Source organism: Pseudomonas sp. NPDC096925, assembly GCF_044762545.1.
In the GTDB taxonomy this organism is placed as follows: Bacteria; Pseudomonadota; Gammaproteobacteria; order Pseudomonadales; family Pseudomonadaceae; genus Aquipseudomonas.
Genome location: NZ_JBIWEM010000003.1, coordinates 222,589 through 247,369, shown reverse-complemented (window position 1 = coordinate 247,369; position 24,781 = coordinate 222,589). Strand labels below are relative to the sequence as shown.

22 protein-coding genes are annotated in these 24,781 nt (G+C 56.1%); 13 read left to right on the top strand and 9 right to left on the bottom strand.

The window, feature by feature from the left end; translation table 11 throughout:
- Positions 1 to 187: 187 nt before the first annotated feature.
- The 8 genes from paaY (at position 188) to ACIQYU_RS11570 (ending at position 9,818) form a co-directional block, all read left to right on the top strand.
- Entirely contained in the window at positions 188 to 787 is a 600-nt protein-coding gene (gene paaY / locus ACIQYU_RS11605; protein WP_207832014.1) for a phenylacetic acid degradation protein PaaY, read from the top strand.
- A 77-nt stretch (positions 788 to 864) separates the two neighbouring features.
- A complete protein-coding gene (gene paaX, locus ACIQYU_RS11600; protein WP_207832016.1) occupies positions 865 to 1,788 on the top strand; it encodes a phenylacetic acid degradation operon negative regulatory protein PaaX in 924 nt (307 codons plus the stop codon).
- A 343-nt stretch (positions 1,789 to 2,131) separates the two neighbouring features.
- Positions 2,132 to 3,178 carry an AraC family transcriptional regulator gene (locus tag ACIQYU_RS11595; protein WP_241105553.1) on the top strand — a complete coding sequence of 349 codons (1,047 nt, stop codon included), beginning with the start codon at positions 2,132 to 2,134 and terminating at the stop codon, positions 3,176 to 3,178.
- A gap of 169 nt (positions 3,179 to 3,347) precedes the next feature.
- Entirely contained in the window at positions 3,348 to 4,694 is a 1,347-nt protein-coding gene (locus ACIQYU_RS11590) for an MFS transporter (protein ID WP_063914656.1), read from the top strand.
- 72 nt (positions 4,695 to 4,766) lie between these two features.
- Complete coding sequence (locus ACIQYU_RS11585; RefSeq protein WP_241105551.1) at positions 4,767 to 5,420, top strand: HAD family phosphatase; 654 nt, start codon at positions 4,767 to 4,769, stop codon at positions 5,418 to 5,420.
- A gap of 359 nt (positions 5,421 to 5,779) precedes the next feature.
- A complete protein-coding gene (locus ACIQYU_RS11580) occupies positions 5,780 to 6,175 on the top strand; it encodes a hypothetical protein (protein WP_402799898.1) in 396 nt (131 codons plus the stop codon).
- 1,533 nt (positions 6,176 to 7,708) lie between these two features.
- Complete coding sequence (locus tag ACIQYU_RS11575) at positions 7,709 to 9,040, top strand: tyrosine-type recombinase/integrase (protein ID WP_402799895.1); 1,332 nt, start codon at positions 7,709 to 7,711, stop codon at positions 9,038 to 9,040.
- Positions 9,041 to 9,314: 274 nt separating this feature from the next.
- Entirely contained in the window at positions 9,315 to 9,818 is a 504-nt protein-coding gene (locus ACIQYU_RS11570; RefSeq protein WP_402799891.1) for a hypothetical protein, read from the top strand.
- A 652-nt stretch (positions 9,819 to 10,470) separates the two neighbouring features.
- Here the strand turns inward: ACIQYU_RS11570 and ACIQYU_RS11565 are convergent.
- The 3 genes from ACIQYU_RS11565 to ACIQYU_RS11555 are packed head-to-tail and all read right to left on the bottom strand — an operon-like array spanning position 10,471 to position 14,263.
- Positions 10,471 to 12,666, bottom strand: a complete 2,196-nt coding sequence (locus ACIQYU_RS11565; RefSeq protein WP_402799888.1) for a hypothetical protein — start codon at positions 12,664 to 12,666, stop codon at positions 10,471 to 10,473.
- Positions 12,666 to 13,829: a hypothetical protein gene (locus ACIQYU_RS11560; protein ID WP_402799885.1), complete on the bottom strand. Its 1,164-nt coding sequence runs from the start codon at positions 13,827 to 13,829 to the stop codon at positions 12,666 to 12,668. Before ACIQYU_RS11560 ends, ACIQYU_RS11565 begins: the two co-directional genes overlap by 1 nt.
- The gene (locus tag ACIQYU_RS11555) at positions 13,826 to 14,263 is read right to left on the bottom strand and encodes a pyrophosphatase (protein ID WP_402799883.1); all 438 of its coding nucleotides are present in this window, start codon (positions 14,261 to 14,263) and stop codon (positions 13,826 to 13,828) included. The genes ACIQYU_RS11560 and ACIQYU_RS11555 overlap by 4 nt, the downstream gene beginning before the upstream one ends.
- Before the next feature lie 1,212 nt (positions 14,264 to 15,475).
- Here ACIQYU_RS11555 and ACIQYU_RS11550 point away from each other — a divergent pair.
- A complete protein-coding gene (locus tag ACIQYU_RS11550) occupies positions 15,476 to 16,255 on the top strand; it encodes a hypothetical protein (RefSeq protein WP_402799880.1) in 780 nt (259 codons plus the stop codon).
- Positions 16,256 to 16,479: 224 nt separating this feature from the next.
- Here the strand turns inward: ACIQYU_RS11550 and ACIQYU_RS11545 are convergent, their stop codons facing one another.
- Together ACIQYU_RS11545 and ACIQYU_RS11540 are read right to left on the bottom strand one after the other, a co-directional pair.
- Entirely contained in the window at positions 16,480 to 16,839 is a 360-nt protein-coding gene (locus ACIQYU_RS11545; RefSeq protein ID WP_402799877.1) for a hypothetical protein, read from the bottom strand.
- A gap of 35 nt (positions 16,840 to 16,874) precedes the next feature.
- Complete coding sequence (locus ACIQYU_RS11540; RefSeq protein WP_402799874.1) at positions 16,875 to 17,252, bottom strand: hypothetical protein; 378 nt, start codon at positions 17,250 to 17,252, stop codon at positions 16,875 to 16,877.
- 753 nt (positions 17,253 to 18,005) lie between these two features.
- On the opposite strand from ACIQYU_RS11540, the gene ACIQYU_RS11535 reads away from it, so the two are divergent.
- Positions 18,006 to 19,775: an ATP-dependent nuclease gene (locus ACIQYU_RS11535; protein ID WP_402799871.1), complete on the top strand. Its 1,770-nt coding sequence runs from the start codon at positions 18,006 to 18,008 to the stop codon at positions 19,773 to 19,775.
- A 74-nt stretch (positions 19,776 to 19,849) separates the two neighbouring features.
- Here ACIQYU_RS11535 and ACIQYU_RS11530 read toward each other — a convergent pair whose 3' ends face one another.
- From ACIQYU_RS11530 to ACIQYU_RS11520, 3 genes are all read right to left on the bottom strand, one after another.
- Positions 19,850 to 20,218, bottom strand: coding sequence for a histone-like nucleoid-structuring protein, MvaT/MvaU family (locus ACIQYU_RS11530; protein ID WP_402799868.1), 369 nt, complete (start codon positions 20,216 to 20,218; stop codon positions 19,850 to 19,852).
- A gap of 74 nt (positions 20,219 to 20,292) precedes the next feature.
- Complete coding sequence (locus ACIQYU_RS11525; RefSeq protein WP_402799865.1) at positions 20,293 to 21,471, bottom strand: hypothetical protein; 1,179 nt, start codon at positions 21,469 to 21,471, stop codon at positions 20,293 to 20,295.
- A gap of 32 nt (positions 21,472 to 21,503) precedes the next feature.
- Positions 21,504 to 21,821 (bottom strand): hypothetical protein, encoded by a 318-nt coding sequence (locus ACIQYU_RS11520; protein ID WP_402799862.1) that lies wholly within the window; start codon positions 21,819 to 21,821, stop codon positions 21,504 to 21,506.
- Between the two features lie 350 nt (positions 21,822 to 22,171).
- Between ACIQYU_RS11520 and ACIQYU_RS11515 the strand changes: the two genes are divergently transcribed.
- Positions 22,172 to 22,408: a hypothetical protein gene (locus ACIQYU_RS11515; protein WP_402799859.1), complete on the top strand. Its 237-nt coding sequence runs from the start codon at positions 22,172 to 22,174 to the stop codon at positions 22,406 to 22,408.
- Positions 22,409 to 22,565: 157 nt separating this feature from the next.
- On the top strand, positions 22,566 to 23,093 hold the full coding sequence (locus ACIQYU_RS11510; protein ID WP_402799856.1) for an SH3 domain-containing protein: 528 nt from the start codon (positions 22,566 to 22,568) through the stop codon (positions 23,091 to 23,093).
- Between the two features lie 7 nt (positions 23,094 to 23,100).
- Here ACIQYU_RS11510 and ACIQYU_RS11505 read toward each other — a convergent pair whose 3' ends face one another.
- Positions 23,101 to 23,310 carry a hypothetical protein gene (locus ACIQYU_RS11505; protein ID WP_402799853.1) on the bottom strand — a complete coding sequence of 70 codons (210 nt, stop codon included), beginning with the start codon at positions 23,308 to 23,310 and terminating at the stop codon, positions 23,101 to 23,103.
- Between the two features lie 666 nt (positions 23,311 to 23,976).
- Here ACIQYU_RS11505 and ACIQYU_RS11500 point away from each other — a divergent pair.
- Complete coding sequence (locus tag ACIQYU_RS11500) at positions 23,977 to 24,723, top strand: DUF2971 domain-containing protein (protein ID WP_402799850.1); 747 nt, start codon at positions 23,977 to 23,979, stop codon at positions 24,721 to 24,723.
- The last annotated feature ends 58 nt before the right edge of the window (positions 24,724 to 24,781 follow it).

Sequence of the window (24,781 nt, the reverse complement as noted above, 5' to 3'; positions counted from 1 at the left end):
TGCGGTTTAGGCAGATTGGCTTTTACTTCAGATGAATCGCTTATTCATCTGCTTTTCAGCGAATTTCGGTGAATTTGCGCGAGTGCAATCACGCCAGCAAAAGCGATACACAAGCCTGGCAATTGACGCTCAATTACTTTGTGATACAAGATCGATGTGTATCTCAAATCATTTCAGGAGCTTTGCCATGCCTTGCTATCGACTGGACGGCCTGACGCCGGTGGTTCACCCGACAGCCTACGTGCACCCCAGTGCCGTGCTGATCGGTGATGTCATCGTCGGCCCTCGTTGCTACGTCGGCCCACTGGCATCGCTGCGGGGGGATTTCGGCCGTATCGTGCTGGAGGAGGGCGCCAACCTGCAGGACACCTGCGTGATGCATGGCTTCCCGGGTGGCGACACGGTGGTCGAACGCAACGGGCATGTCGGGCATGGTGCCGTGCTGCACGGCTGCCGGGTGGGCGAAGACGCCTTGATCGGCATGAACGCGGTGGTGATGGATGGCGCCCATGTGGCACCACGCTGCATCGTCGCAGCCACGGCATTCGTCAAGGCGGGCTTCGAATGTGCAGCGCAAAGCCTGGTGATGGGTTCGCCAGCCCAGGTCAAGCGCCCGCTGACCGAACAGGAACTGGCCTGGAAGCAGCGCGGCACGGCGGAGTACCAGCACCTGGCGCAACGCTGCATGAACAGCATGGTCGAATGCCCGCCATTGGCCGAGGTCGAGCCCGAGCGCCCACGCATGGAAGACACTGGCGTCAGGCCCAAAGGCCAGGCATCGGCATGAGCCTGGCTACCTCACGCAATGGCCAGGCGGCCCGCCGCGCAGGTATAGTCGGTGCTTTATCCGCGCACAGTTCGCCCATGAGCAATCTCGCCCCACTGAATCACCTGATCACCCGCTTCCAGGAACAGACGCCGATCCGCGCCAGTTCGCTGATCATCACCCTGTACGGCGATGCCATCGAGCCCCACGGCGGAACCGTCTGGCTGGGTAGCCTGATCAACCTGCTGGAGCCGATCGGCATCAACGAGCGCCTGATTCGCACGTCGATCTTCCGCCTTACCAAGGAAGGCTGGCTCACCGCCGAAAAGGTTGGCCGGCGCAGCTACTACAGCCTGACCGGTACGGGCCGCCGGCGGTTCGAGAAAGCCTTCAAACGGGTCTACAGCCCCAGCCAGCCTGCCTGGGACGGTGCCTGGACGCTGGTGTTGCTCTCGCAACTGGAGGCCGGCAAGCGCAAGGCTTTGCGTGAGGAGCTGGAGTGGCAGGGGTTTGGGGCCATGGCGCCGAACCTGCTGGGCTGCCCACGGGCAGACCGCGCCGACCTGGCCGCCACCTTGCGTGACCTGGAGGCCAGCGACGACAGCATCGTCTTTGAAACCCACACCCAGGAGGTGCTCGCCTCCAAGGCCATGCGCGCCCAGGTGCGGGAAAGCTGGCGTATCGACGAACTGGGGCAGCAGTACAGCGAGTTCATCCAGCTGTTCAGGCCGCTATGGCAAGGCTTGAAAGAGCAGCAACAGCTCGATGCCCAGGATTGCTTCCTGGCACGCACGCTGCTGATTCACGAATACCGCCGGCTGCTGCTGCGCGATCCGCAGCTGCCAGACGAGCTGCTGCCAGGGGATTGGGAGGGAAGGGCTGCGCGACAGTTGTGCCGTAACCTCTATCGCCTGGTGTTTGCCAAGGCAGAAGAATGGCTGAATACCGCGCTGGAGACGGCTGATGGGCCTTTACCTGATGTGAATGAAGGCTTCTACAAGCGTTTTGGCGGCCTTGTTTGAGGATTGGGTTCAGAGGCGGGCATTCATATGGCAGCCATACAAGCATGAAAGCTCGCCAACAGGTCTAGACCAGTAGCACGCAAGTGTTCAAAGCAAGCCCAGTTGATTATGCGGATCCAGGGGCAAGGGATCCGCAGGCAGGCTGCTGTCCAAAGACCGGCCATGCCTGCCCGTCGCAGGTATTCTGGCGTTCTTTGCAGTCGCGTGGCTGATTGTTACGCGATGTTACCCATTTCCCCAGTTCCGTTGCCGCAGCTCTGGCTGCAAAGTGCCTTTTTTGAGGGGTGAAGGCAGGGCATGGTGTTTGCATTACTCAGGCACCGAACCTCAACTGGACTAGACCATGCATTCCCCACTGCTCTGCTGCACCGTCCCGCCAGTTGCGGGCAACCTCGGCGTCCTGTCGGCTGCTGCCAGTGGGCTGGAGGGGTTCGTCACAGGCGTCGGAGGCGATATTGACCTGATACTCGGACGGGCCGGGGTCAATCCCGAAAGCCTGCGCCAACCCACGCTGAGCCTGCCGCTCACCAATTACTGCCAGGTGCTGGAAGAGGCGGCCCGCCAGTCGCACTGCGATAACTTCGGTTTGCACTACGGTCTGCAGTTTCAGCCCCAAGCCCTCGGGCTGCTGGGCTATGTCGGGTTGTTGTCCAATGTGCTGGAGGACGCCCTGCGCAATTTCGCGGCGGCGTTTCCTTACCACCAGCACGATACCTTGGTACGGCTGGTCGACTGCGGCGAGTGTTATCGCTTCGATTACCAGGTGCGGCACAGCGCCATTCTGGTGCGTCGACAGGATGCCGAACTGACCATGGGCATGGCGCTTAACCTGATACGCCACGTGCTGGGCAAGGACTGGGCGCCGTTCGCGGTCAGCTTCGAGCACGCTCGCCCACAGGACTGGCAAGTGCATCAGCAGGCGTTCGGCGCGCCTGTCTATTTTGGTCGCGGTTGCAACTCGATGCTCGTCCCCAAGGCTGACCTGAAAGATCAGCTGATGCCAGAGCGCGATGCCAATTTGCTGTTTCTGGTCCAGGACGTGCTCCAGCGCCTGGGCGCGCACGATCAGCGGCGCAACCTGCTGGATGAGGCGGACACTCAGGTGCGCCTTGCCCTGAGCTGTGGAGAGCCTTGCCTGGAGAGGATCGCGCAGGCACTGGAGCTCAGTCCGGCCGGGCTGCAGCGCCACCTGCGCGAGGCAGGCTTGAGCTTCAGCCAGTTGGTCGAAAGGGTCCGCCGGGATCTGGCGGTGCACTACCTGCGACAGCCCAAACGGCCGGTGTCTGACCTGGCGGGTTTGCTCGGATACTCCGAGACCAGTGCGTTCTCCCGGGCTTTTCGCCGCTGGTTTGGCGTAAGCCCGCGGCAGTGGCGTAGCGAAGACTGCTGAACTGAAAATTGACTTTGCACGTTGAACACGCCCGTGCAGGGTCAAGTCTTGGTCTAGACCAGGATATAAGATCAGGTTCGCAAGTTCCGGATACCTACCGGCAGGCGCCTTGATCGAGCAGAGCAGGGGTGCCAGGCCTACGTCGCGGTAATCAACAGAGGACAACAACATGTACAAGAGTCCTGAGAACGCCCGCCATGACTGGAAATCCCTTCGACACTGGCGCGTTCAGATATTCATCATCACGTGGCTGGCCTATGCCGCGTTCTATTTCACCCGCAAGGCCTTTTCGGTTGCCAAGCTGGGCATCGCCGAAGACCCCAGCTTTATGCTCGACAAAGCGGCCATGGCCAACCTCGACGCGCTGTATCTGGCCGCCTATGCCGTAGGCCAGTTCGCATGGGGTGTCTTCGCTGACCGTTACGGTACCCGCGTCGTCGTGCTTGGCGGGCTGGTGGTATCGGCCCTGGCCGCGCTGGCCATGGGCACCTTCGCGACGTTACCGATCTTCGCCAGCTGCATGGTGATTCAGGGGTTGGCGCAATCCACGGGCTGGTCCGGGCTGTGCAAGAACATCGGATGCTTCTTCGCTACCCGTGAACGCGGCCGCGTGCTGGGCTATTGGAGCACCTGCTACGCGTTCGGCGGCCTGGTCGCAACGCCGTTCGCCGGGTGGTGGGCGTACCAGATCTCCCATGATTGGCGCATGGCGTTCATCTCCTCGGCGGGCGTCGTGCTCGTGGTTGCCGTGCTGTTCTTCCTGCTGCAACGCAACCGCCCGCAGGATGTAGGGTTGCCCGCCGTCGAAGACGAGGCGCAGTCGGCCGGGCGCACCGACGTTCCACGGGAGAACTACTGGACGGCGCTGCGCAAGGTGCTCGCCAATCGTACGGTCCTGGTGCTGGGAATAGCGTATTTCCTGCTCAAGCCTGCTCGCTATGCAATCCTGATGTGGGGGCCGGTGATCGTCTACGAGCGCATGCCGAGTATCGGCAAAGTGGCTTCGGCCATTGTGCCGTCCGCGTTCGAAGTCGCGGGCCTGGTCGGCCCGATTCTGATCGGCATCGTCTCCGACAGACTGTTCGGCGCTCGGCGCATGCCGGCCTGCGTGATCAGCCTGCTGGCGCTGACCCTGTGGCTGATACTGTTCGTGCCGACAATGCAAAGCGGCAACATCTACCTGGTGGTCGGCTTGCTGTTCATGATGGGTGTCACGCTGTATGGCCCAGACTCGATGATCAGCGGCGCCGCCGCCATTGATTTCGGCACCAGCGAGTCCGCGGGCACCGCCACAGGCTTCGTCAACGGGTGCGGCTCGGTGGGTGCGATCCTCGGTGGGCTGCTGCCTGGCTACTTCGACACCCTCACTGTGTTCTTCGTCTTCACCGGCGCTGCGTTGCTCGCCAGTTTGCTGCTGGTGCCGTTCTGGAACAGCCGCCCAGCAAGTCAGGCGACTGTCAGTGAATTCAAGACGACGTCTGGCAGTGTCGCGACATCCGCGCAAACCACTCGCTGATCCCATTGTCATTTCACCCGGCGATGGCTGAAAAGGCCGTCGCCCCTTGATTCCGTACCTTGGAGGTGGCCAATGGCCCTCGCACTGTTTGATCTGGACGACACCCTTATCGATGGCGACTGTGCCAGCCTGTGGAGCAGCCATATGGCCGCGCTCGGTTGGGTCGATGGGCCGAGCTTCATCGAGCGCGACCGCGAACTCATGGCGCTCTATGCGCAAGGCAAGTTGGCCATGGAGGCGTACATGACCTTCAGCCTCTCACCCCTGGTGGGCCGTACGATAGAGGAGGTGGCCGAGGCGGTGGCTCCCTTCGTGGAAGATGTCATCACCCCGCGCATCCATAAAGACGCTGTTGCCTGCCTGGCGCGACATCGCGAAGAGGGGGACCGCCTGCTGATCATTTCAGCGTCTGCGCACTTCCTGGTGAGCCGTATCGCCAAACAACTTGGCGTAGAAGAAGTGCTGGCGATTGACCTTGAACACCAGCAGGGCGCCTATACCGGCAATACCAGCGGGATATTGACCTACCGGGATGGCAAGGTGACGCGGCTTCACAGCTGGCTGCAAGAGCAGGGCGAGGGGTTGGACGGTGCCTACTTCTACTCGGATTCGCGCAATGACCTGCCGTTGCTTTCGCTGGTCGCCAAGCCGCATACAGTCAATCCTGATCCCGTGTTGCGGGCGCATGCTGACGCGACGGGGTGGCCGATTCTGCAATGGCATTGAGAGTGTCAGGAGGGTAGATAGGACAAGCAATTTATATAACTAAACAAAATGAATATTTAGTGTAGTTATTCATTGGAGTCATATTATAAGGGCAGGGTAGCTCATCTGTTGAACCAGGGGTAGCTCATGCGTGATCGCTAACGCCCACGTTTGCACGCTAGCGTTCAAGAATGAGCTACCTTCGGCGGCAGTCACCATCAAGGAGTACCATACAATGACTCACTGTCCAGGCTGGATGCTTGAAAGCGCCCATAGCTAACTCAAGGCTGCTGAGCTTCTAGACGCCCAAAACCTCCCACATGTTTCCATGGTCAATGCAGCGATCGGTATGGAAATCCTGCTGAAATGCTTTTATTTCGGTGCCAGATCAGCACCAAGGGACGTCCAGCGAAACCTACAAGCTCGAAGTCGAAGCGCTCAAAGCGGCTCATCAGCACCTGCAGTCAATCGGTAAGATTCCACCAAAACAAAAGCATGACGCTCACGACTTGTTGACGTTGTTTCATGCCATGCCCGCAACCATTCGCCAAACCCTGGACAGCCAGGAAGGTTTATTCGAACGGTATCGGGAGGTGTTCATCAATAGCCGGTATCAGTACGAGCCGAGCAGCTGGAAATTTTCCGATCCAGTGCTGATGAGATTGTTGCGGTGGGCGTTGACCAGTGTGGTTGGCTGCTACAGGGAGCGAGGCTCGCAAGACCCGTTTGTGCTGCGTTACATCGCAGAGGTCCAAGCAAGAGCTGTAGCACAGTGATCGAGGCCAGGGACCTGGCTTCAAATCTGCCCACCCTCGGCCCCGGTAGCTTCATACGAAGATGCGCATAATGAGTATTATGTTAAACGACAGGTCATGTTGCGAATGTTCATGAGCCACGTAACTCGCTGAATCGACAAACCTGCTGCTTATGCGCCAATCGCGTTTTGAGTGGAAAGTCCCCCTCCAACACCCTCAAGCCCTTGTGTTCCGGAGCCTTAAGCACACCAGGCGCCCCGATTCGGCCGGATTTTTAACGAAATAAGTGGAAAAATTCTTTGTGCTGAAAATCGCAAGGCACTGATTTGTATGGGTTTTCCAAAAAGCGCTCCAAATGGAATAGCTCTCTCGGCCAAGGAGAAATTAGTGGAATCATTTTTGACGCGGTGAAACCCCGAAAGACCTGAACCCCTTGCAGGACAAGGGCTCCAGCGTCATTTGAAGATTTTAGTGGACATTCCGACCTACCAATTCCTGAGACGTAATGAGTGGACATTCCACGTGAACACCGACCCGCTCAACATCTTCTAACCAGCACTCAGCGGCCCTGGTCTGAACCAAGCTGAGCGCCCTAAGCCCAGGTCATCTGAATCTGCTAAATCGCCTCAACCTCCCGTGATACGTGGCCTGCACCATATCCACCTAAATGCGCACACGGATGCCCGCCGGCGCTCCTGGTCACCGCCAACACGCTCAACTGTACGCGAGTCGCCACAATGACGCTCTACAGCCCGATCGCCGTTTCCTGAAATTCTGCGGCCATCCTTTAAAACAATGAGTGGAAAATCCATACACCCATTTGCCCCAAAATCCCCTGAACCCCCTGAAATCCGTGCATTCCTCAGAATTCAAAGAAATTAGTGGACATTCCAAATGGTTTTTCCGTTTAAATCTTTAAATGGAAAAACCATTCGTGATTTTCCACTCATTGTTTGGCCCGTTGTTCTCGACTGAGGCCTTCAGCCACTAGATGGGTTACCCAAAAATTAGCACCGAACGGCTGCCTCGAACCGGCGTTTCCTCGCGGCCTTAACGCATCCACCTAGCACTAACACTCAGTATCACCCAGAAACTCCGGGCAAACCCGAAGCCCCCACCAGGCCTGAGGCATCGGCCCAAATCTGACAGCAGACAATATTTACTTAAATGCTTATATAGGGCAAAACCCCACAGCGCAGTGGGCCGATGATCAAGGTTTTACAATTAACAGCTAAAATAACTAGAAGGCGAAAATCCCAAGAAGCCAAAAAAATCAGAAAACGAAAACCACACCTGCAGAAAAATTTGTGGAAAAACCATGCGCCCAAATAGTCATGCTCAAATCATTTGTCAAGCGATAACTGGAACTCAGGCCGCTGAGCAGGGAAAGTTGCAGCGGAGACCGTCAAGGGCTAACATCGATCAATGTCAATCAGTTTAGGTCAGGGGGGATGAGAAATGCAGAAGCAGATGCAGCCACCCTGCCCTAACTTCCAATTACTTCCATTACTGGAAGTTTCTTACTACAGCAAAACCACACGGTAACGCGCCACAATGTCTACGCAGCCAATGCCTCTATTCGAGTCCTATGAAATCTTCACTGATTTGGACTTTAGCTTGCGTACACCTTGTATGGCATGCGTCCGTGATTACATCGAGAAATTTCCAGCTTCAGTAGACGCCATCAAGGGCTACCTTACAGCCCGTGACTTTCTGAGGGCCTTCTCGGATAACAGCCTGACATTCACTTCCTATAGAACTCATGTTGAGCGGCTGCTGCTATGGGCGCTTATCATCAAGCAGAAGCCTTTGGATCAGCTCAAACGCCAGGATGCCGAAGACTACCTGGAGTTCTGCCGGAATCCTCCTGCAGACTGGATTGGCCCGGTCGTACGCGGCCGTTTCGTGACCAGCGATCAGACCGAATCCGCTTGGGGTGACCCTGTCATGCCCAACGAGAAATGGAGGCCATTCAGCCTGAAGCAGTCCAAGGACTCATCGAATGACCTGAAGTCGGCGCCAGATGCCACCTCCGGGGATGCAGAGCCTGGCCTGGCCCTGAACGTCACGCGTTACAGGCCATCTCCGAGCACCCTCAGCCAGATCTATACGATCTGCAGCCGGTTCTTTGAGTACATGATCGAAGACGGGACAGCTGCGGCGAACCCTTTCCGGATGATAAAGAAGCGCACCCTCAACCGTGGAACGCCACAAGAGGAAGGCTCGAATCGCGCCCTGACGCCCTTGCAGTGGGACTATGTGCTGGAGACTGCAGAACGGATGGCCCAGGATGAGCCTGAGCGACACGAGCGCACTCTATTCATCGTCGCCACACTGTTTGCCATGTATCTCCGGGTCTCTGACATCGTTGGCCGACCGAACTGGCATCCGGTCATGGGTGATTTTCGCCAGGATCCAGAGGGAAACTGGTGGTACCACGTAATCGGGAAAGGCAACAAGGCCGGTAAGGTCGCAGTCAGGGATGAATATGTCTCCAAGTACCTGAAACGCTACCGCCGGTTTGTTGGCCTTTCGCCGTTGCCTGAATGGAACGAGCAGACGCCTCTGCTTATGACTCTTCGAGGTCGCTCAGGGCTGTCGGGGCGACAAGTACGCGCCCTCCTCCAATCAGTGTTCGATAACGCGGTCGCGCGAATGCGCGAGGAGGAGCGCGAAGAGCACGAGATGAATAGCCTGCGTGCAGCGTCTGCGCACTGGCTGCGGCATACTTCTGCAACTTTTGACGCGCCGCTGCGGAGTCCAAAGGATCTGCAGATGGACTTGCGCCATAGCAGTCTCAGCACCACTCAGAACGTCTATTACCACTCGCACGATCAAGAACGTAGCCTCTCTGTGCGTGGCGTGGGCATGCGCGACAGGGGTTAACAGCCCCATCGCGTCCATAGCACTTATCTCACCAGGCGGCATTGGATCTCAATCAGCCGTACACAGTCAGTTGCGACTGTGCTAACTACCCTTCAACAATAGAATGCATCAGTGCCATGTTGCTCAGGGGTAAGCTGGGCTACTTGGTGTCGCATTGGTGGATAGACTCGTAATGCAGTACTTTTGAGTGCATCTTAATCTTCAAGTTGCGCGTACGGCTGCTCCATACGTAATATGTCAGTATGCATATAATAACAGTAATGGAGGCATTTAAATGCCCGGCACAAAAACCACCTCATGCACCCGCGCTCGAACCCAAAAATGGTTCGGCACCCGCCCATTATCTGTCGCCCAGAAGAAACTTGTAAGGCTTAGCCAATTTCAAGCAATTGGTTGGTTTTTCGAGGCCGTCGACATCATGTCGGAAGGATCCTTGCTGGATCAACTGAACGGAACGTTTTGTTTCGACCGCGAAGTTGATCAACTGGGCATCGGAACTGACGCCCCAATACATCTACTATGCTCTGCTAACTGGGATGAGAGATTCTTCGTGGCTTGGTGCTTGATCGGTACGCGCGAGCGAGAGCTTGCCAAGCAACTGATTGCTGACAGAGCCCACAACTTCTGGCCCGACACGCGCTTCTACGAAGCCGGCTGGGAAGACCGTGTTCAAGCGTGGCTGGCTAATCTCCCGACGGGCGAACCTGATCACGCACAGTTTGAAATCGTGAGATTCGTAGGCCAACCGCCTCGAACTCCCCTCCAGTTCGCACAATAGAATCGAGGTGCAACGCGGCTCTGCTCATCTGATTGTTGAGTCTTCAGGATCAGGAACAGCGCCGATGATAAGCCCACCTGGCCATCCTGGAGCCACCGCCAGTCATGCGCTGCTTCGCGGTTCGATCTGTGCAGTGCATTGCTTGGCCCAGCCGGGAATTAAAAACTGTATATCTATACAGTTTTGGAAAATACGGCACCTCTTAGGCCCCAAGTGCAATGTTGGCCCCGGTGCTGGATTCCTGATGAGCCTCAAAAGCCCGGGGCACGGGGCCTGTAGCCATTTTCCATTCGCGACCACCCGCCATGCTCGACATTGTTAATCAGGTCATCCAGATGGCAGATTCTCGGGGGCACACATAAATCTGTAAATATATACAGTGTTCGGCCGGCCACGCCCGCACCAGGCACCCTGCCCTTGCCCTTTTCCGGACAAGCGCTAGCCGTTTACGCAGCTAGGGCAAAAACTAAGCTAGAGCTTAGATTCTCACCCCAATCGCCCAAAAATCTGCAAAAACTAAGGTGAACCTTGGTTTTCAAAGGCGTCTTGCAGTCACTGTCGCTTCACACAGATAGCTGTAAACCAACTTTCTGCACTGTAAACCACTACGGTTAACAGTATAAAAAATTGGTTTACAGCCTCTGCTCTATCCTTAAGAGGCAGGGAACAGCGCCCGTTGGGTGAGCAGGAGCAATCCCAGCAGGCTGGAGGCCTTGTTCTTACGGTTTTCGATAGCCTCCTCGAGCAGTGCCCGGGCGTCTTCCTGCGTGAGCTTCAGCGTACCGGTAGCAAGTGCAGCGGCAAACTCCAAGGCGGCATCGCCGTATGTCCGCTCCCAGCGGGCGAAAACCTTGGCGATGAACTCCTTCATCAGCTTGCTCAGCTCCGGGCTTGCTGAGTAATCAAGCTCTGAAGGGAGACACGCCCGGAGGAATGACGCCTGTAGGACGTTGTCGTTAAACCGGAGGAAGCACTCCGGTGATAACACCACGGATTCATACCCCGTCGGTTGCAGGCGCAGCTCATGATTTTCGTGCTCCCGAGCGAACTGCAGGACGGCAGCAATCGTAAAGAACACCGTGCTTTGCGGTACGTTTTGGCAGTCCTTGCCTACATTACTTGAGGGGTCGAAGAACAAAAAACCATCGGATAGGGCGAGCGCGTTGCCATTATGTTTTGGCAGGAAGCTGTGCCTGTGCTCCTCAATCAGCTCGGTGGCCTCATCAAGAGCCTGATGACGAACCTCGTCCGCGACTGCAGGTGTGAAACCGACGTCATCGACCTGCCCGGCAGAGACAGCCTTGGTCAACCGACTCCAGGCGTTCTCTTTCCCGTCATCTCCGATGGGCAGGCACAGCCAGTTAGAGAAGCCATATTCCCGGGGCGTGGGGTTCTTCATCAGGAAGGTTTTGAGCAGTGTCCAGGCTCTCGCGCTCTGTGGAATCCCGATCGGTGCAAGGAACCTGCGGGGCACGGTCGCTTCCATGTAGGCCCGCAGATCACGACTGATCTCTCTCAGGATACCGCCATCGCGCGCAACCACTGTCGCGACCAGCACCCCGGAGACGGTTTCGAAATCGACTTGATCGAGCTCGCTGTAAGGCACGCATCGGATTGACTTGGTTGCGTCCCATTTCTCGCTGAGCATCTCATGGGCCACCTCGCCGAGTTTCTTCGACCCGTCATCGTCGGCGTAGACGATCAGGTTTGTCGCCATGGAGACCGACCAGTCAATTTCAGCGGCCAGCCATTTTCTGAAGGCTGCGTCCGCCAGCAGCTCATCAGGATTGAGCGTCAACAGCTTGCGAGGCTTGCTCGACTTGTTGAATCCATCAATTCCTCCCATACCGAAGTACTTGTGGAATTTGGCCAGCCGCTTCGGGTCGTGCTTCAAGGATATCGTGATCGACTTGGGTGGCTTGGATTTCGCCGAGAAGTTCTCTCCTATGATCTCGATCAGCGTGCAGCCTTCCTCCGCCTTGACTGGCAGTGGGTAGTCAACGTCGTCCAGGGCGACCAGCACACCTCCGTATCGGCCATCCGCTGTGCGATCGATCAGTGTGGCTACGCACTCCTCTGCGAACCGCTGCTCCCCCATCTGCTTGGCCATACCGCCAGATGTGGAGGCTGATACCACGCAGAAATACTCACCTTCCGGCGGGTAGATGGTCTTGAGCCGTTCGTAGGAGTGGAAGCTCATGACTTCGGCTTTGCTGTCTAGGCGAGCGAGCGCATTTTTCACGAATGCATAGATGCCCATGGTGTCGATGTACACCTTGCCAGCCTGGCGCAGCCTGGCACCGTACTCGAGTGCAATTGCATACCCGACCACACACACCTCGGCCTCATCGCTCGCCAGTTCCCTGGTTTGGATGAACACGTTGTTTAGTGTGCCGGAGGGGTGCTTGAAGGAGTGCGCGGATGGCGCTGCATGAATCACGTTGTTCTTTTCGATCAGCGTTCTCAAACCATTCTTCAAGAGAGCGCTAGGATCATGACGGTAGACAAGCTCTTTGCCGCCCAGCACATGGGGGCTGAAGCTTGCGCCATTCCACTCCAGGAACACGTATTCATGGACACATACACGCGCGTTTTTCTCGCCACGCTTTAGGAGGTTGGCCAGGCGGTCTTGGTCGTCTGCCCAACCGCTCCTGAACACGGATAGCTGATCAGACGTTCCCAGGATGTAGACGCAGTCAGGTAGATGCCGTTGGGCCTTGAGAGCGACCTCGATATCAGTGAAGACATGCTGAACCGAGAGCTCGGAATCGTTGTAGCAGACGACCAACGCTTCATGACTGCCACTGGGGTCGCTGACAGCGGACATCCATTGATAGAAACGCTCCATTACATGCCCCTCAATGGAATCATGATGGTGACAACAGCCCCTGCAACGGGCGCCAAATCGGTGGTGTCCCAATCCCTGAAATCGTCAGGATGACGGTGCTGGTCGTTCTCTTCGAACTGGTTGTAGATGCACAGCCGACCGGAACGGATACGGATCAATCCGCCCACCTTGCGAAGCTCGTTCAGGATGGCCGGCAGGCCGATGCCCGCAGCGTCCAGAGTCTTGCTAGACTGGCGTGGCTGCAGGCATTTGAGTAGGTAGTCTCGCTCTTCCTGGAGCGACATCTCTTGCACCCTCCTGCCGCTAAGCCTGGAGGCGAATCCGGGGCCTGAGTCGAAGAAGCTGATGTGCAATGCGCGCAGGCTGGTCTTGTTGTTGTCGGTGGTGGACGACTCTCGCTGCCAGTAACGGCGCAAGTCCTCACTACCGTCAAAGTCTTCAGCGAAAATCTCGTCCTCAAGTCGCTTCCAGCCGACCATGACGCCTTCTACGTGGGCGAAATACGGGTGGCCCAAATGGTCTGAAGTCGCGTGTTCCTGGGTGTTGGATACAAGCTCAGAACAGAGCAGGCCCAAGCTTTCGAGGAGAGAGTCCGGAACACTGGTACGCCCGCTCTGCTTGTTGACGAAATCAATCAGTCTGCGCATCTCAGTGGTCATTTCGGACGCAGGCTTCACCTTGCCCTCCGCGCTAAACAGCGGTCGCAGGTGCTGAACCTTCGATCCTGCAACACAGATCAAATCGACGACTCGGCCGTTGACGACGTCTTCGTACCTGCCGGCGTCCATGGCCTGCATTCGTTCGACTGACTCCTGAAAGACCTCTCGCCGATTGAATGTCTGCTCGCCCAACCGGATACCCTTGGAAAGGCGCAAGGCTGCAATACCTGGCGAACAGTTAGCGAGGTTGTGCAGCAAGGCTTGAGCATCGGCTTGCGGGTTGAAGTCCAGGTAGTCGCTCTGCAACTGCTGCCGGGCCAGGGTAACGATCAGTTGCAGGCGTGCGGCATCATGCATGGCGCCATGCCGCGCACTGAGCATGTCTGCCTGAATGAGAAACCTCTCACCCTGGCTGTCGCAGATCTTGCGAATCGCCGCTTCGATGTCTTTGAGCGTACGCGTCTTGCCGAGGTTGATAGGTTTCAAGCCTGTCTCTCCAATCAAGCGTCCGCTTTGTCCCCAGCGCCAAGAAGCAAGGTTTTGATCCTGGGCTCTGGCTTCCAGTAATTCGGGCCTTTGAGGAACTTCCCGTTCTCGTCGTAGATCGGCTTTCCATCTGCTCCCAGTTTGCTTTCGTTGCTGTCCATGATGACGTCCAGGACGTCCTCCAATGGCAACCCGTATTTCAGGGCCTCAGACCGGCAGTAAACCATCACATCGCCCAGCAGGTCGGCAATAGCAACCTTGACATCGATCTCGGCTTCACCTTTCTCGATCATCTCGACGATTTCGTCGATCTCATGGACTTCAGCCATCAGCGTGGCCTTGAACTTCCTGAGCTTGTCCGCAGGATCGGCGAGAAGCGTCGGAGCGCTGTTGATCGGCAGCTTATACATCTGATTCATGGCATGAATGCGGTCCTCGAAAGGCTTACTCATGAATGCTTCCTTCTCGATAAGTCAAAAGTGGTGAGTCCGCTTTGCATGATGCAACACGCAGAAAATCAGAGGAGCGGCTTGAGCGTCGCGATGACGGGACATGAGAGTTGGACATGCGCGTGGATGTCTGGCTGGCATTGAGGCCGCGAGGTCACGCTGGGAATGGGCTGGGAACGGTTGGGTGTCTGGGCAATCCATGTGCGATTGAAAACTCATTGTCTCTCACTGCTCCATTAGCCCAGGACGCCGATCAAAAAATCAAGGTTCCAGAAGCATACCCCAGATATTTCGTCTAGCGCGCCTACGAGGTTCAAAACAGCTTTCACCTCTGCTCCACTGTGCATGGGTGAGGCATTATTTGGCACGCCTCTATAGGCAGAATGCTAGCCGTTGCAGGGCTTCTCTCATCCGGCCATCACGAGATGGCCCACGCTCTCGATGGCAACCTCAGGTAGGCCTTTTGCTATCAACGTGGAATGAAGCCCCGCTTTGGGCATCGCTGGCACGCAGGCTCAGTGAGGATTGGGGGCCGTCCTCGGGCATGTGGATTCCAGCCTGGCTCGAGGGGCATAGACGATCAGTCTGGTCTCATCTTTACTCCAAGATGGGTGCATGGAGTCGCGCAGACGCCTCCCCAGATGATCTGACATCCACCGTCACTTACGCATCCCTCAGTATGCCTGGAATGCCCTGCCCGCTTTGAGGCCACCGCATCAAATTTAGCCCCTTGAACCGGATGGCCACCCCTGAGTCCAGCCATCGAGCTGCTGAATCCCTGACTTCAGGTTCCGATTACTGATCCGGTTCACCGCGCCAGCGCCAGCTCGCGCTCACGGTGCCGCTCGACAGGCGGATGGGGAAAAATTCGACGATTTCACTTTGCCATCCTCGCAGATCGCCATGCTCCGGATTATATGCGAGGATTCGGTCAGAGTGATGGCTCAAGGGCGTGCTAGACGGTACTCAGGATATCGAGCCGTTGATTTCCTTGCTGTGGCGCTGGACGCCATCATGATGATTACAGGAGGTTGTACTAGAGACATGGCATTGGATGTGGCGTTTAGCCTTGAGGCTGGAGATTTTGTCGACCCCGATCGAGCCTATGACCTGTACTGGGCAGGAGTCATCACCAACAAACGTCTCTTCGTTTGTCCGGGCGCGGGCTGCATAGCCCAGGTGACCTGTGCGAATCTGGACTAGGACGTGCAGAGCATGCGAGTAGTGCCGCACTTCAAGGTCTACGGCGACCATAGTGAGACGAGCGGGGTCGTCAACGGGAAGGCGGTCGATCTGGAGGTTGAGCCGAACGGCCCTGCCGGGCAGGAGCGCAGAACTGTCGATCAATCCATTGTTGACGTCTTCAAGCTCGTGCGTCCCGACTCGTACTACGACGAACCCACCCAGGATCCCTCTGACGATGTGCATTTAGCGAAAAAGCGCGCTAAGAGCACCAGGCCATACACCACCAAGCTGGGTGAGTCTGGGATCGTTGGCCCCATCTACTCCATCCGTTCGGTGGTAAGTCGGTACATTCGCTATCGATCTGACAACACCCTGGAGTTTCGCCGCCTCAACATCGCGGGCCACGACGTAGCGTACGACAGCATTTTCAAATGCATTTGGGAGCAGGATCTGAACGACCTTCCCGACCACCCCGTCATCTACTACGGCTGGGCCTACATTGACCGCACCAGAAAAGACGATGCGTACCGGATCAAGTTCAAGAAATGCTTGATGCGGGGAACCGAAAGCCTCACAACCTCAAGCTTCGTCCCGGATGCGCTCGTCGACCGCTACAGGCTCAAGAACCTCATGGCAACCAGGCTTTCAAAGATCTCTCAGGAGCCTAAACCGACCGCATTCGTGTTCCTGTACGGACAGCCCACAGTACGTACATCGAATGGGACAAGCGACGCCAATTTCGAGCTGAAGAACTTGGACATGATTGACGTCAATTACGATTGTCCATTTCCTTCCAAATACGACAGGTAGCCCGCGACTCCTGCGCAGCCCTCCAGCACACGACGTTTGCTCGGTTGGGGCTGCCGTGCAGCTAGACCAGCTCGCGCCCGGTAACGCCAGTAAATCCAGCAGTGGGATGTCGAGGTCAAGGCGCAGTCGGTAGCTACGGTGTACCCAAAATCGCCGGAGGCGGCCCAGGATCGTCGACGGGGCGAGCCTGCCTGCCCACCGCCAGTTGCGCCCTACTCGCCTGCCTACCAGACTACGTTCGGATCGGAGTCGTCGGCTGCAAACAGGTCTTGGGTGCCAGCTGGCCGCGCGGCCGTCCCCGGCTCGTCCTCCTCATCATCGCCCTGGACAGCGGAGTCAAAGTACTCTTCATCCATGTCATCGAAGTCAAACTCGTCTTCGATGGCATCGTCGGAGTCGAAATCGAAGTCGTTGAGCGCTGATTGCTTAAGCTGGAAGATAGGTGGAAGCTGAGCCGCTTCACTGTAAAAGCCTACGCCAGCCGCCAGCATCGCGGCGAAGCATGGTTCTCCCTTGATGAATTCAAGGTTCGGGTCGGGCTCGGCAGTGGGTCTCGTGATTTCCGCGCCTGCGAACAATGTCATGGCGTCCCAGATGGTGCTGGACTTGCTGACAAAGCTCAGCACAATGATGTGGATGAGCCAAGCTTCTGCTGCGTGGCGGCGTCACAGCCGGGCCACTGGTTCATGTCGAAAATGGCCCTATGTTCGGCCCGGCGATGAATCGCGCTTACTACCTGGAATCGAAGCTCGCAATCGCTCCTCGCTTCCTGATTGACCGCCACTGCATCTAGCGCTACCGCGAAGTCGAAACGTTTGGGCTTTTCGAGTCCTTCATCCAGGAGCAGGATGGCGACTTTTTCTACGCATCCTTGGCCACTGCGTTCCGGCACATCATCAACGACTCCGCTCAAAGCACACTGGGCGAAGAATTCCTGGAACAATACAGGTTGGCAATGCTGTCTGCGCCTGAGGAAATTGAGCGCCTGATCGCCCATTTCAAAGACGAAACTGATATTTCGAAGAAATACATATGGTTGGCGGAGGAGTTCTCAGCGCGTATTCCCGAAGTGAGAGCGGCCTACGCCTCTGAAGAATGACCATCGCTGCGTGCGCCAATGTGTGGGCAGTATGATCAGAAAGCGGGTGGACGCCATTCGCTTTAAGCCCAGATTCCCTGCCAAGTGTTGGTCGCGCATCGTACCTGTCGCATGCCCATTGACGAGAAGGCGCCGGCGCATGTAGTGCAACGGGTGGATTCGCAGGGATATGCGCATTTCAATGCCAGGGTTGAGCACGTGAAAGCGGCTACGTGCCCATCACGCTAGAGCCCGCCGATTAGGCCTTCGAGATAGCAAACAAACACAAGTGTCAGGCGACAAAACTACGAACAGCCGAAGACCCAGCGTCTGATCCAGAGGGCACCTATAATCGCCCCGCTGCGCCGAAAACGACTCAACCAATACCACAACCCATTTTAGACCCTCGGGACGTCGAGAACTAACCATGATCACTTTCGATTTGAACACGAACGACACGGACGCCCTGCTCCGCCATTGCGAGCAATTCATCCCTCAATCGGACGACGCTCGGGAAGACCGTCGTTTAGAGGATGCTCTCCTCACCTTGGCGGAAGCGCTGAGGGCTCACCTCGAAGTAGTGGTACACGTTTAGCGACGCAAACAGTGGCACATGGCCGCACAGCAACTACGCTAAGAGACCAAGCCTGCCGTCCAAAGGGACTTCCCGACATGCACTCTCTGAGCAAAATACACATCAAGAACTTCCGCTCGTGCAAGCAAGTGACCTTACCTCTGGGTGATTTCACGCCACTGGTGGGTCAAAACAATGCGGGGAAATCTACTATTCTCGACGCAATCAGGCTGGTACTTGCACCAAAGGCATTTGCAAAAACTGATGCAAATGACCCAACCCAGCCAATTGTCATCAGCGCCTGCGTCTCGGGGATTACAGAAGATCTCATAGCTCAGATCCCTGAAGCTCGACACCAAGCTGCAATTACGCCCTACTGCATTGAGGGAAACCTTTGGATAAGGATATCCGCAGTGGGGACGGCCAGGCCATCTGCCGAAGTCTGGGAGAATGGTGATTTAGATGAGGATGGTCTCCCCACCTCCTGGCGTACCTACCCGACTGGCCTGCCCCAAGCAATTTCAGCTCTCTTGCCAGAAGCACTTCATATCCGCGCCATGGATGACGTGCAGGAAGACTTGGGTAAAGGAAAGGCCGGAAGCACTATCCGAGGTTTACTCGATGAGATCATGGCGCCGATCCTCACGGCCCATCAAGAAGTGCAAGATGCGCTCGCGGCAGTCAGGAATATCCTGGCCGCCGATGGTGAGAACCGCTCTCCTCTTCTCGCAGAGTTTGATACTAGCGCCAATAGCGCTCTCTCAAGCTTCTTTCCCGGCCTGGTCTTAAATCTCGACGTTCCGTCAATCGACGTAAAAGAATTTTTCAAGAGCGGTGATCTGAATGTAACTGATGAAATTTCTGGTGAAACTAGGCGATTCGACACCTTGGGCAGTGGTGCGCAGCGTGCGATTCAAATGGCTCTAATCCGTCTTCTAGCCGATATCAGAAGAACCCGTGATCAAGACCTCTCCCGCCGCCTGTTGTTGATTGACGAGCCAGAGATTTTCCTCCATCCACAAGGAGTCAGGGGCTTGAGGGAAGCACTTCGTGTGCTTTCCAAATCTGGCTACCAGGTCGTATTCACTACACATTCGCCCTTGATGGTAAGCAGGGATAACGCCCCTGACACGGTGATCGTCCGTAGATCACGGGAGAACGGCTCCGAGGTTCGCGTGCCGATGGGAGCCGCAGTTGCTCAAGCAATGGCGGAAGCGCAAGCCCAATCTCGAACTCTCTTCGAGCTCGGAAACATTGCCGAAATCTACTTTGCTGAGAAGGTGATCCTCTGCGAGGGTAAGACCGATCAGAGGCTGCTGCCACTCATTTACGAAAAACTCTATGGAGTAAGGCCTGAACTTGAGCGCATCTGCTTTGTTGCTCTCGGTAGCTGTACCTCCATCCCTAAGGGTTTTTCTGTGCTGACGGCAATGGGCATCAAATGCGGTGTGATCGCAGACTTGGATTTCGCATTCACTCATGCCAGGGGGCCATGGCTGCAGAAAGAATGTGAAGAAATGAATAAGGTCAAATCCGTACTTCAAACCATCAGCCAGGCTGAAGGCTTCCAACTGAGTGGTAACGGATTGCCTCAGAACTCGAGGAGCCAGTCAGCTGCTGACTGCTGGGCTGCCTTTGCAAAACATCCTGACGGCCAAGCACTCGCGAAGGACGCTCATGAGGCGATGAAAAATTTCACGACTTGGGTCTGGCCAATGGGTTGTATCGAGGACGCGTTGAACATCGAGGAAAAAGGGGAGGCAGCTATAATCGCTCAGGAAGACAGCATTAGGGTTTGGCAGCCAGAGGTGATTGATCAGGAGTATCCAGTTTTCCGTAGCACCCTAGATTGGATGCGAGCCATCTAAACGAGGAAATGGCATCACTGCATTTTTTCTAAAAAGCCCCCCCTCGGGGGCTTTAGCAGTCTACTGGTTAAGCGTTAGTGGGCGAGCCAGCCCTCAACCTCATCGGCACCGTACTGCGCTTTCCATTCCTTCAGCAGCTTGTGATTGCCGCCCTTAGTCTCGATGACCTCCCCGTTATGCGGGTTCTTATACTGCTTCACGTGGCGAGCACGACGCGGCGCCTTCTCCACAGCCGCAGGAGCAGCGGCACGGCGACCAGATTGCGGATCCAGAAGGTTGATAATGTCACGGAGGCTGAAGCCGTACTTATTCAGCAGATCCCGCAGTTTTGTCTCAAACTCGATCTCTTTCTGAAGCTCACTGCTGCCTTTCATAGCTTCCAGCTCAGCCAACTGGGCTGCCAATTTTTGCTCAAGCTGACGAAACTCTGCCAAACGCGACATGTGCATACTCCGTAATATTTAGATATTCTTAAGAGAAGACTAGCGCAGTTGAAGTTCAAAACCAAATGAAAAATTCATGGCCACCAGTCATCGACTTGCTTACTGCTGCTCCAGTAGCCGTATTCTGAGTTCGGCAAATCCACGGACATCTCGATAACTTTAGAAATATCCACTTTTAATGGATCAAGGAGCTCGACTTGTTGTGTAGCCCAGCTAACCCACATTGCCAACGCCATTTGAGTTGCCTCGTCCGGAGGCGAACCTTGAACCGTCGCCTGGATGAACGCTCGCAGCCGCTGGGCGCGCTCCCAGTTTTCTAGATTTTTCATTAGATTCTGACGCAGCTTGCCCAACCGACGCTGCTGGCCAATTCTCTCTGTGCGCACTCGCTCCTCCTCTGCCCGTCGACGGCGACTAGCCTCATCGGATGATCGTTGGGCTTTCACGGAAGCGGCAATGCTAACAAAGCCTGTAAGGATCTGACCAAGCTTCGATTCGAGCTTCCCTGTTTTGCTGTCATTCCAAGTTTTTTGAATGAGAACCTCAGATCGTGCATCGACGATGAGGGAAAATACGCCAGTGGGCTCCCACCCAAAGCGAGCCGCTCTCATCGCGGTAACGTCAGGCCTCCATTGCTGCCCAGACTTGAAAGGTTTCGGAGGGGGCGGTGGAATATCGAAGCGTTTTATCCGCTCCTGGATTGTGATCAGTAGCTCCTCCCCGTCAACTCGCACGAAGCTACCGTTACTACCAATACCCCAGGTGTACCCCGACGACTCACTAGCTTTGATCAAGCTGTCGTAGAGAAGCGCGCAGCGATCCACCTCATTCCGGGAGATGTGCGAGTTCAGTACCTTGGTTTTGTTCAATACCAGTGCACTGTTGAGCTCCAGGGCCTTCCTCGCTGCACCAAGCCAATTTTTTACCAATGGATGCGGGTCAGATAACTCCGTTGGCACGCTCAACATCTTAGGGTCTTTGACCACATTCTCTGGCTTCAGCCTGGCAGCCTTCTCGACATTTAGAACATGAAACGTGATAGGCGTGGTGGAGGCTGGGGGCTTTGGACGACGCGGGCGTTTCGGGGCTGGCTTGGCCCAGTGACCCCGAGTAGGCAAGGTGATCCCCGCTTTGCGGCAGGCCTTCGACAAGCCCACATCCGATACACCTATTTCCTTTGCGATGATGAGAACAGGTCGCTCCCACACCATTTCAAATAGCTGTTGAGGTGTGAAGGTCTTTTCGACGTACATTACTCACCCTTTGTGGCATCCAAAGCGTTGTATCAATCAGCGTATGGCGAAAGGTCTACCCGACAGCGATTGTAGTCAGGACTGCCGTCTTCCCACCAAACGGGGCCCCGCTCGCCCAGTCCCACTTTGGCAGCATTCACTCGCGCACGCGCCGATTTGAGCATGCTCGTATCGTCTGCGCGCTTGGCTCTTTTGACATCTCGTCGAGCATCCATCAGGGCATGCATAAGGCGTCGCTTCTCGCATTCACTCAATGAAGGATTCGTGCAGCGCCAGAGCTGACCTTTGACAACAAAATAGCGTCCGTCTGGTGTCGTTGATCCATGGCGCAAATCTCGTGGGCGATACATGAAGGACACCGGAGTTGACTCAAAGGCTGCATGTAGGGGGATAGATCGCCACATTGTCTGAACCGTCCTTCGTGGAGGCAACGCAACCTGCCGGCTGAATACACGATATGGAGCAAGTCAGCCTTCTCTAGCGCCGCGGAGCACATTTGTACTCCAGCCTTTTCCTGTCACCGCCCCCTACCCTGCGTGTTTTCCGGAGCCCCTTTGGTATAGGGTGTTATCAATGGCTGATCTTTGAAGGGCTCAGGCAGCGTATGACTGAACATAACCGGTACGACGTACCATCAGGCGCCTTAACGGCCCGGGACGTGAGCCGAGTGTTTCGAGAGGTGGTGTTCGGGCGCCGGACAATGACCAAGATTGGCAGCCAGTCCCGGGAGCAGGTGTACGCCTACCATTTCGAAGTGGATGTTGATGGATGGCGGATCACGATCTACAACGACTGTGACGAACTGGATCACTGCGAGCGGTGCGTTAGCCCGGATGGACAGCGCTGGGATTTCGATCCTGGTGACCGGACAGATCCGGCTGCTCTGTTATCGACATGGGAGCATCAGAGCTTGGAGCGCATGTTGAAAGCCTGGTAAAGCGTTTAGGTTGAGACCGCTAAGGCGGCTGCCGCTCCAACCAGCCTCACTCGGCTAAACTGAATGGAATGGGCGATGGAAGGTGGAAAATTGCTCGCCGGGCCCCTAGCCGGCCCCTTCTAAAAAGGACAGATATCATTTCGAGGGTGCAAAGGATATGCGTAAGAAAGGTCAATCATGGTTTCTGCCGCTGCTAGTTCTCCTCGTGATGATCTGGGCCATTGGCAAGAAGGATTCGCCTAAATCTGAGCCACCAGTCAGCCAGGTACCGGTTAGCACTTTGGCCGCAACCTCATCACCAGAACCACAACCTACACAAGCCTCGGCACCCGAGCATTTTGTCAACGCGGACAAGCTCAATTTGCGCGCTCAACCGGGAGGGAAAGTGATCTCCAGCCTCAAGCGCGGGGAGAAAGTTCAGGTCTATGAGCAGAAAGCGGAATGGGCGCGCATCAGCCTCGACGGCCAACCACAACGATGGATCTCCTACAAAAACCTCTGCAGCGGCTTGAACTGCTTTGCCACCTCACCACCGAAGAGAGAGCGCCCCGCTCCACTGCCAGCTCGCAGCACAACACCCGAATACGGATCATCGTGCCCCTGCTCTTCTGGTCGCATCTGTATAGGCCCTAGGGGCGGTCGCTACTGCATTACCTCTGGCGGGAATAAGCGGTATGGCGTGTAGCGGGCCTCTAATGGCTTGGCTCTGCTGGCCCACCGAGCGCTTGCAACTGATAGTCGGTGACCGCTTGAAACCGATGCTCCGCCATCAAACGCAGGCGCTCCAGTTCCGCCCCGTTCACACCGTCTGCTTGAGCCTGGTGGTACCGTTTCAAAGCATCCACTGCATCGGTGTACATCGGATGGTCTGGAAGCAAAACCTTGCTAAGATCCTTCTTCATCGTGATTACTCCGATGACCTGTGCCTGAGCATTTACGCTTTGGAAGCCAGCGCTCTAAACACCATTCAATCAGGAAACCATCTAAACGAGTGCATTAACCATCAAAAACAATCCACTTAATGGATGAAAGCGCTCGGAAGTTCTGTAAGGTAGGGAATCCGTGTCTGCCTTAGGGAGCGGACGCACGAGTGCTAGGGGACGTAGAATGCCCCACGATACGTTCACATCTGCTGAGCCCCTTCCCCCATTTTTCACGGTGGGCTAGGCACACTGAAGCCATCCCTACGTTGTAGATCTTGCCCGCCTGGCAGCGGCTTTCTTTTGCCTGTAGCCTCACCTGCCTACCGATCACCAACCGGGCAAGGCTGCAAATTCTGCACCGTCGGCTGAGGCACGAAAAATCGCTACTTTGAGGTCACCAACGAGATACTGGAGGAGTTCATCAGTAAGCCACATGAGAGTAGCTTGCTGTACTACATTCGCGCCATCATGAAGCCAGAGCTTGCCGACCGAGCGGCGACTCCCAGCCGGTGAGCAATCGGGATGCGGGCTCAGAAGTCCAGAGGTAAATAGCTTCAGGCTTGGCTTCCGGGCTAAAGTCTGATGTTGCGCAGCAAAGCCACCCGCCAAGCAAGCGACACACCATCTGCCTAGTGAACCAAGACCATGACTACACCTTCCCACCTGTACAAATACCAAAGCGTCACGCAGTACTCGCTGCAGTCCTTGGCCGACAAAAAAGTCTGGCTGTCCACCCCGGCCTCCTTCAATGATCCGTTTGACTGCGCCATTAACCTCGACCGCAGCAAGCTGGCAGAGTCCGTAGCCCACGCGGTCGAGAAAGCCACACAAAATGCTCTGGTGGAGGACTCACTGAAGGTGCCGAGCGAGGAGGATGAGCTTGCCTATGAGCGGCTTCGCGACGGACTCGGCGCGCTCATGCAGAACATTGGCGTGCTCTGCCTCAGCGAGGCACCCGATGAAATCCTGATGTGGTCTCACTACGCCGCGAACCACAGGGGCTTCTGCATTGAGTACAAAATCGATGAAACCTCCCCGCTGAGAACCATGGCCAGACCGGTGAAGTACACCGATGTATACCCGTCGCTGTCCGTGAAAAACCTGCCTGCCGGCGCCACGCAGACCTTTTTGGATGCCTGCCTGTTCACCAAGGCCAAGCAATGGAGCTATGAGAAGGAATGGCGAGCAATCATGGATGTTGGCGGGAAGCTTTATCAAGCTCCAGCACCCGTCTCCGCCATCATCTTCGGCGCGCGCATGCCTGTTGCGGATAAGCGAGATGTCTACGAAATTCTTCGCCTTACACCCGGAATCGAATTCCGGGAGGCGTTCCTCCTTGATAACTTCTTTGGACTCGGTTTCCGTCCGTACGTAACTGAAGACAACCGATAAGGTTGCTTTGGACCAGGGAAATGGAATCCCTGGCCTTGCTCAGGTGCTACCGCCTTTT

What these genes read in the sequence shown, in the direction of transcription:
- paaY (WP_207832014.1), top strand. Translation starts at nt 188, where the DNA reads ATGCCTTGCTATCGACTGGACGGCCTGACGCCGGTGGTTCACCCGACA.
- paaX (WP_207832016.1), top strand. Translation starts at nt 865, where the DNA reads ATGAGCAATCTCGCCCCACTGAATCACCTGATCACCCGCTTCCAGGAA.
- ACIQYU_RS11595 (WP_241105553.1), top strand. Translation starts at nt 2,132, where the DNA reads ATGCATTCCCCACTGCTCTGCTGCACCGTCCCGCCAGTTGCGGGCAAC.
- ACIQYU_RS11590 (WP_063914656.1), top strand. Translation starts at nt 3,348, where the DNA reads ATGTACAAGAGTCCTGAGAACGCCCGCCATGACTGGAAATCCCTTCGA.
- ACIQYU_RS11585 (WP_241105551.1), top strand. Translation starts at nt 4,767, where the DNA reads ATGGCCCTCGCACTGTTTGATCTGGACGACACCCTTATCGATGGCGAC.
- ACIQYU_RS11575 (WP_402799895.1), top strand. Translation starts at nt 7,709, where the DNA reads ATGTCTACGCAGCCAATGCCTCTATTCGAGTCCTATGAAATCTTCACT.
- ACIQYU_RS11570 (WP_402799891.1), top strand. Translation starts at nt 9,315, where the DNA reads ATGCCCGGCACAAAAACCACCTCATGCACCCGCGCTCGAACCCAAAAA.
- ACIQYU_RS11565 (WP_402799888.1), bottom strand. Translation starts at nt 12,666, where the DNA reads ATGGAGCGTTTCTATCAATGGATGTCCGCTGTCAGCGACCCCAGTGGC.
- ACIQYU_RS11555 (WP_402799883.1), bottom strand. Translation starts at nt 14,263, where the DNA reads ATGAGTAAGCCTTTCGAGGACCGCATTCATGCCATGAATCAGATGTAT.
- ACIQYU_RS11550 (WP_402799880.1), top strand. Translation starts at nt 15,476, where the DNA reads ATGCGAGTAGTGCCGCACTTCAAGGTCTACGGCGACCATAGTGAGACG.
- ACIQYU_RS11545 (WP_402799877.1), bottom strand. Translation starts at nt 16,839, where the DNA reads ATGACATTGTTCGCAGGCGCGGAAATCACGAGACCCACTGCCGAGCCC.
- ACIQYU_RS11540 (WP_402799874.1), bottom strand. Translation starts at nt 17,252, where the DNA reads ATGGGCGATCAGGCGCTCAATTTCCTCAGGCGCAGACAGCATTGCCAA.
- ACIQYU_RS11535 (WP_402799871.1), top strand. Translation starts at nt 18,006, where the DNA reads ATGCACTCTCTGAGCAAAATACACATCAAGAACTTCCGCTCGTGCAAG.
- ACIQYU_RS11530 (WP_402799868.1), bottom strand. Translation starts at nt 20,218, where the DNA reads ATGTCGCGTTTGGCAGAGTTTCGTCAGCTTGAGCAAAAATTGGCAGCC.
- ACIQYU_RS11525 (WP_402799865.1), bottom strand. Translation starts at nt 21,471, where the DNA reads ATGTACGTCGAAAAGACCTTCACACCTCAACAGCTATTTGAAATGGTG.
- ACIQYU_RS11520 (WP_402799862.1), bottom strand. Translation starts at nt 21,821, where the DNA reads ATGTATCGCCCACGAGATTTGCGCCATGGATCAACGACACCAGACGGA.
- ACIQYU_RS11515 (WP_402799859.1), top strand. Translation starts at nt 22,172, where the DNA reads ATGACCAAGATTGGCAGCCAGTCCCGGGAGCAGGTGTACGCCTACCAT.
- ACIQYU_RS11510 (WP_402799856.1), top strand. Translation starts at nt 22,566, where the DNA reads ATGCGTAAGAAAGGTCAATCATGGTTTCTGCCGCTGCTAGTTCTCCTC.
- ACIQYU_RS11505 (WP_402799853.1), bottom strand. Translation starts at nt 23,310, where the DNA reads ATGAAGAAGGATCTTAGCAAGGTTTTGCTTCCAGACCATCCGATGTAC.
- ACIQYU_RS11500 (WP_402799850.1), top strand. Translation starts at nt 23,977, where the DNA reads ATGACTACACCTTCCCACCTGTACAAATACCAAAGCGTCACGCAGTAC.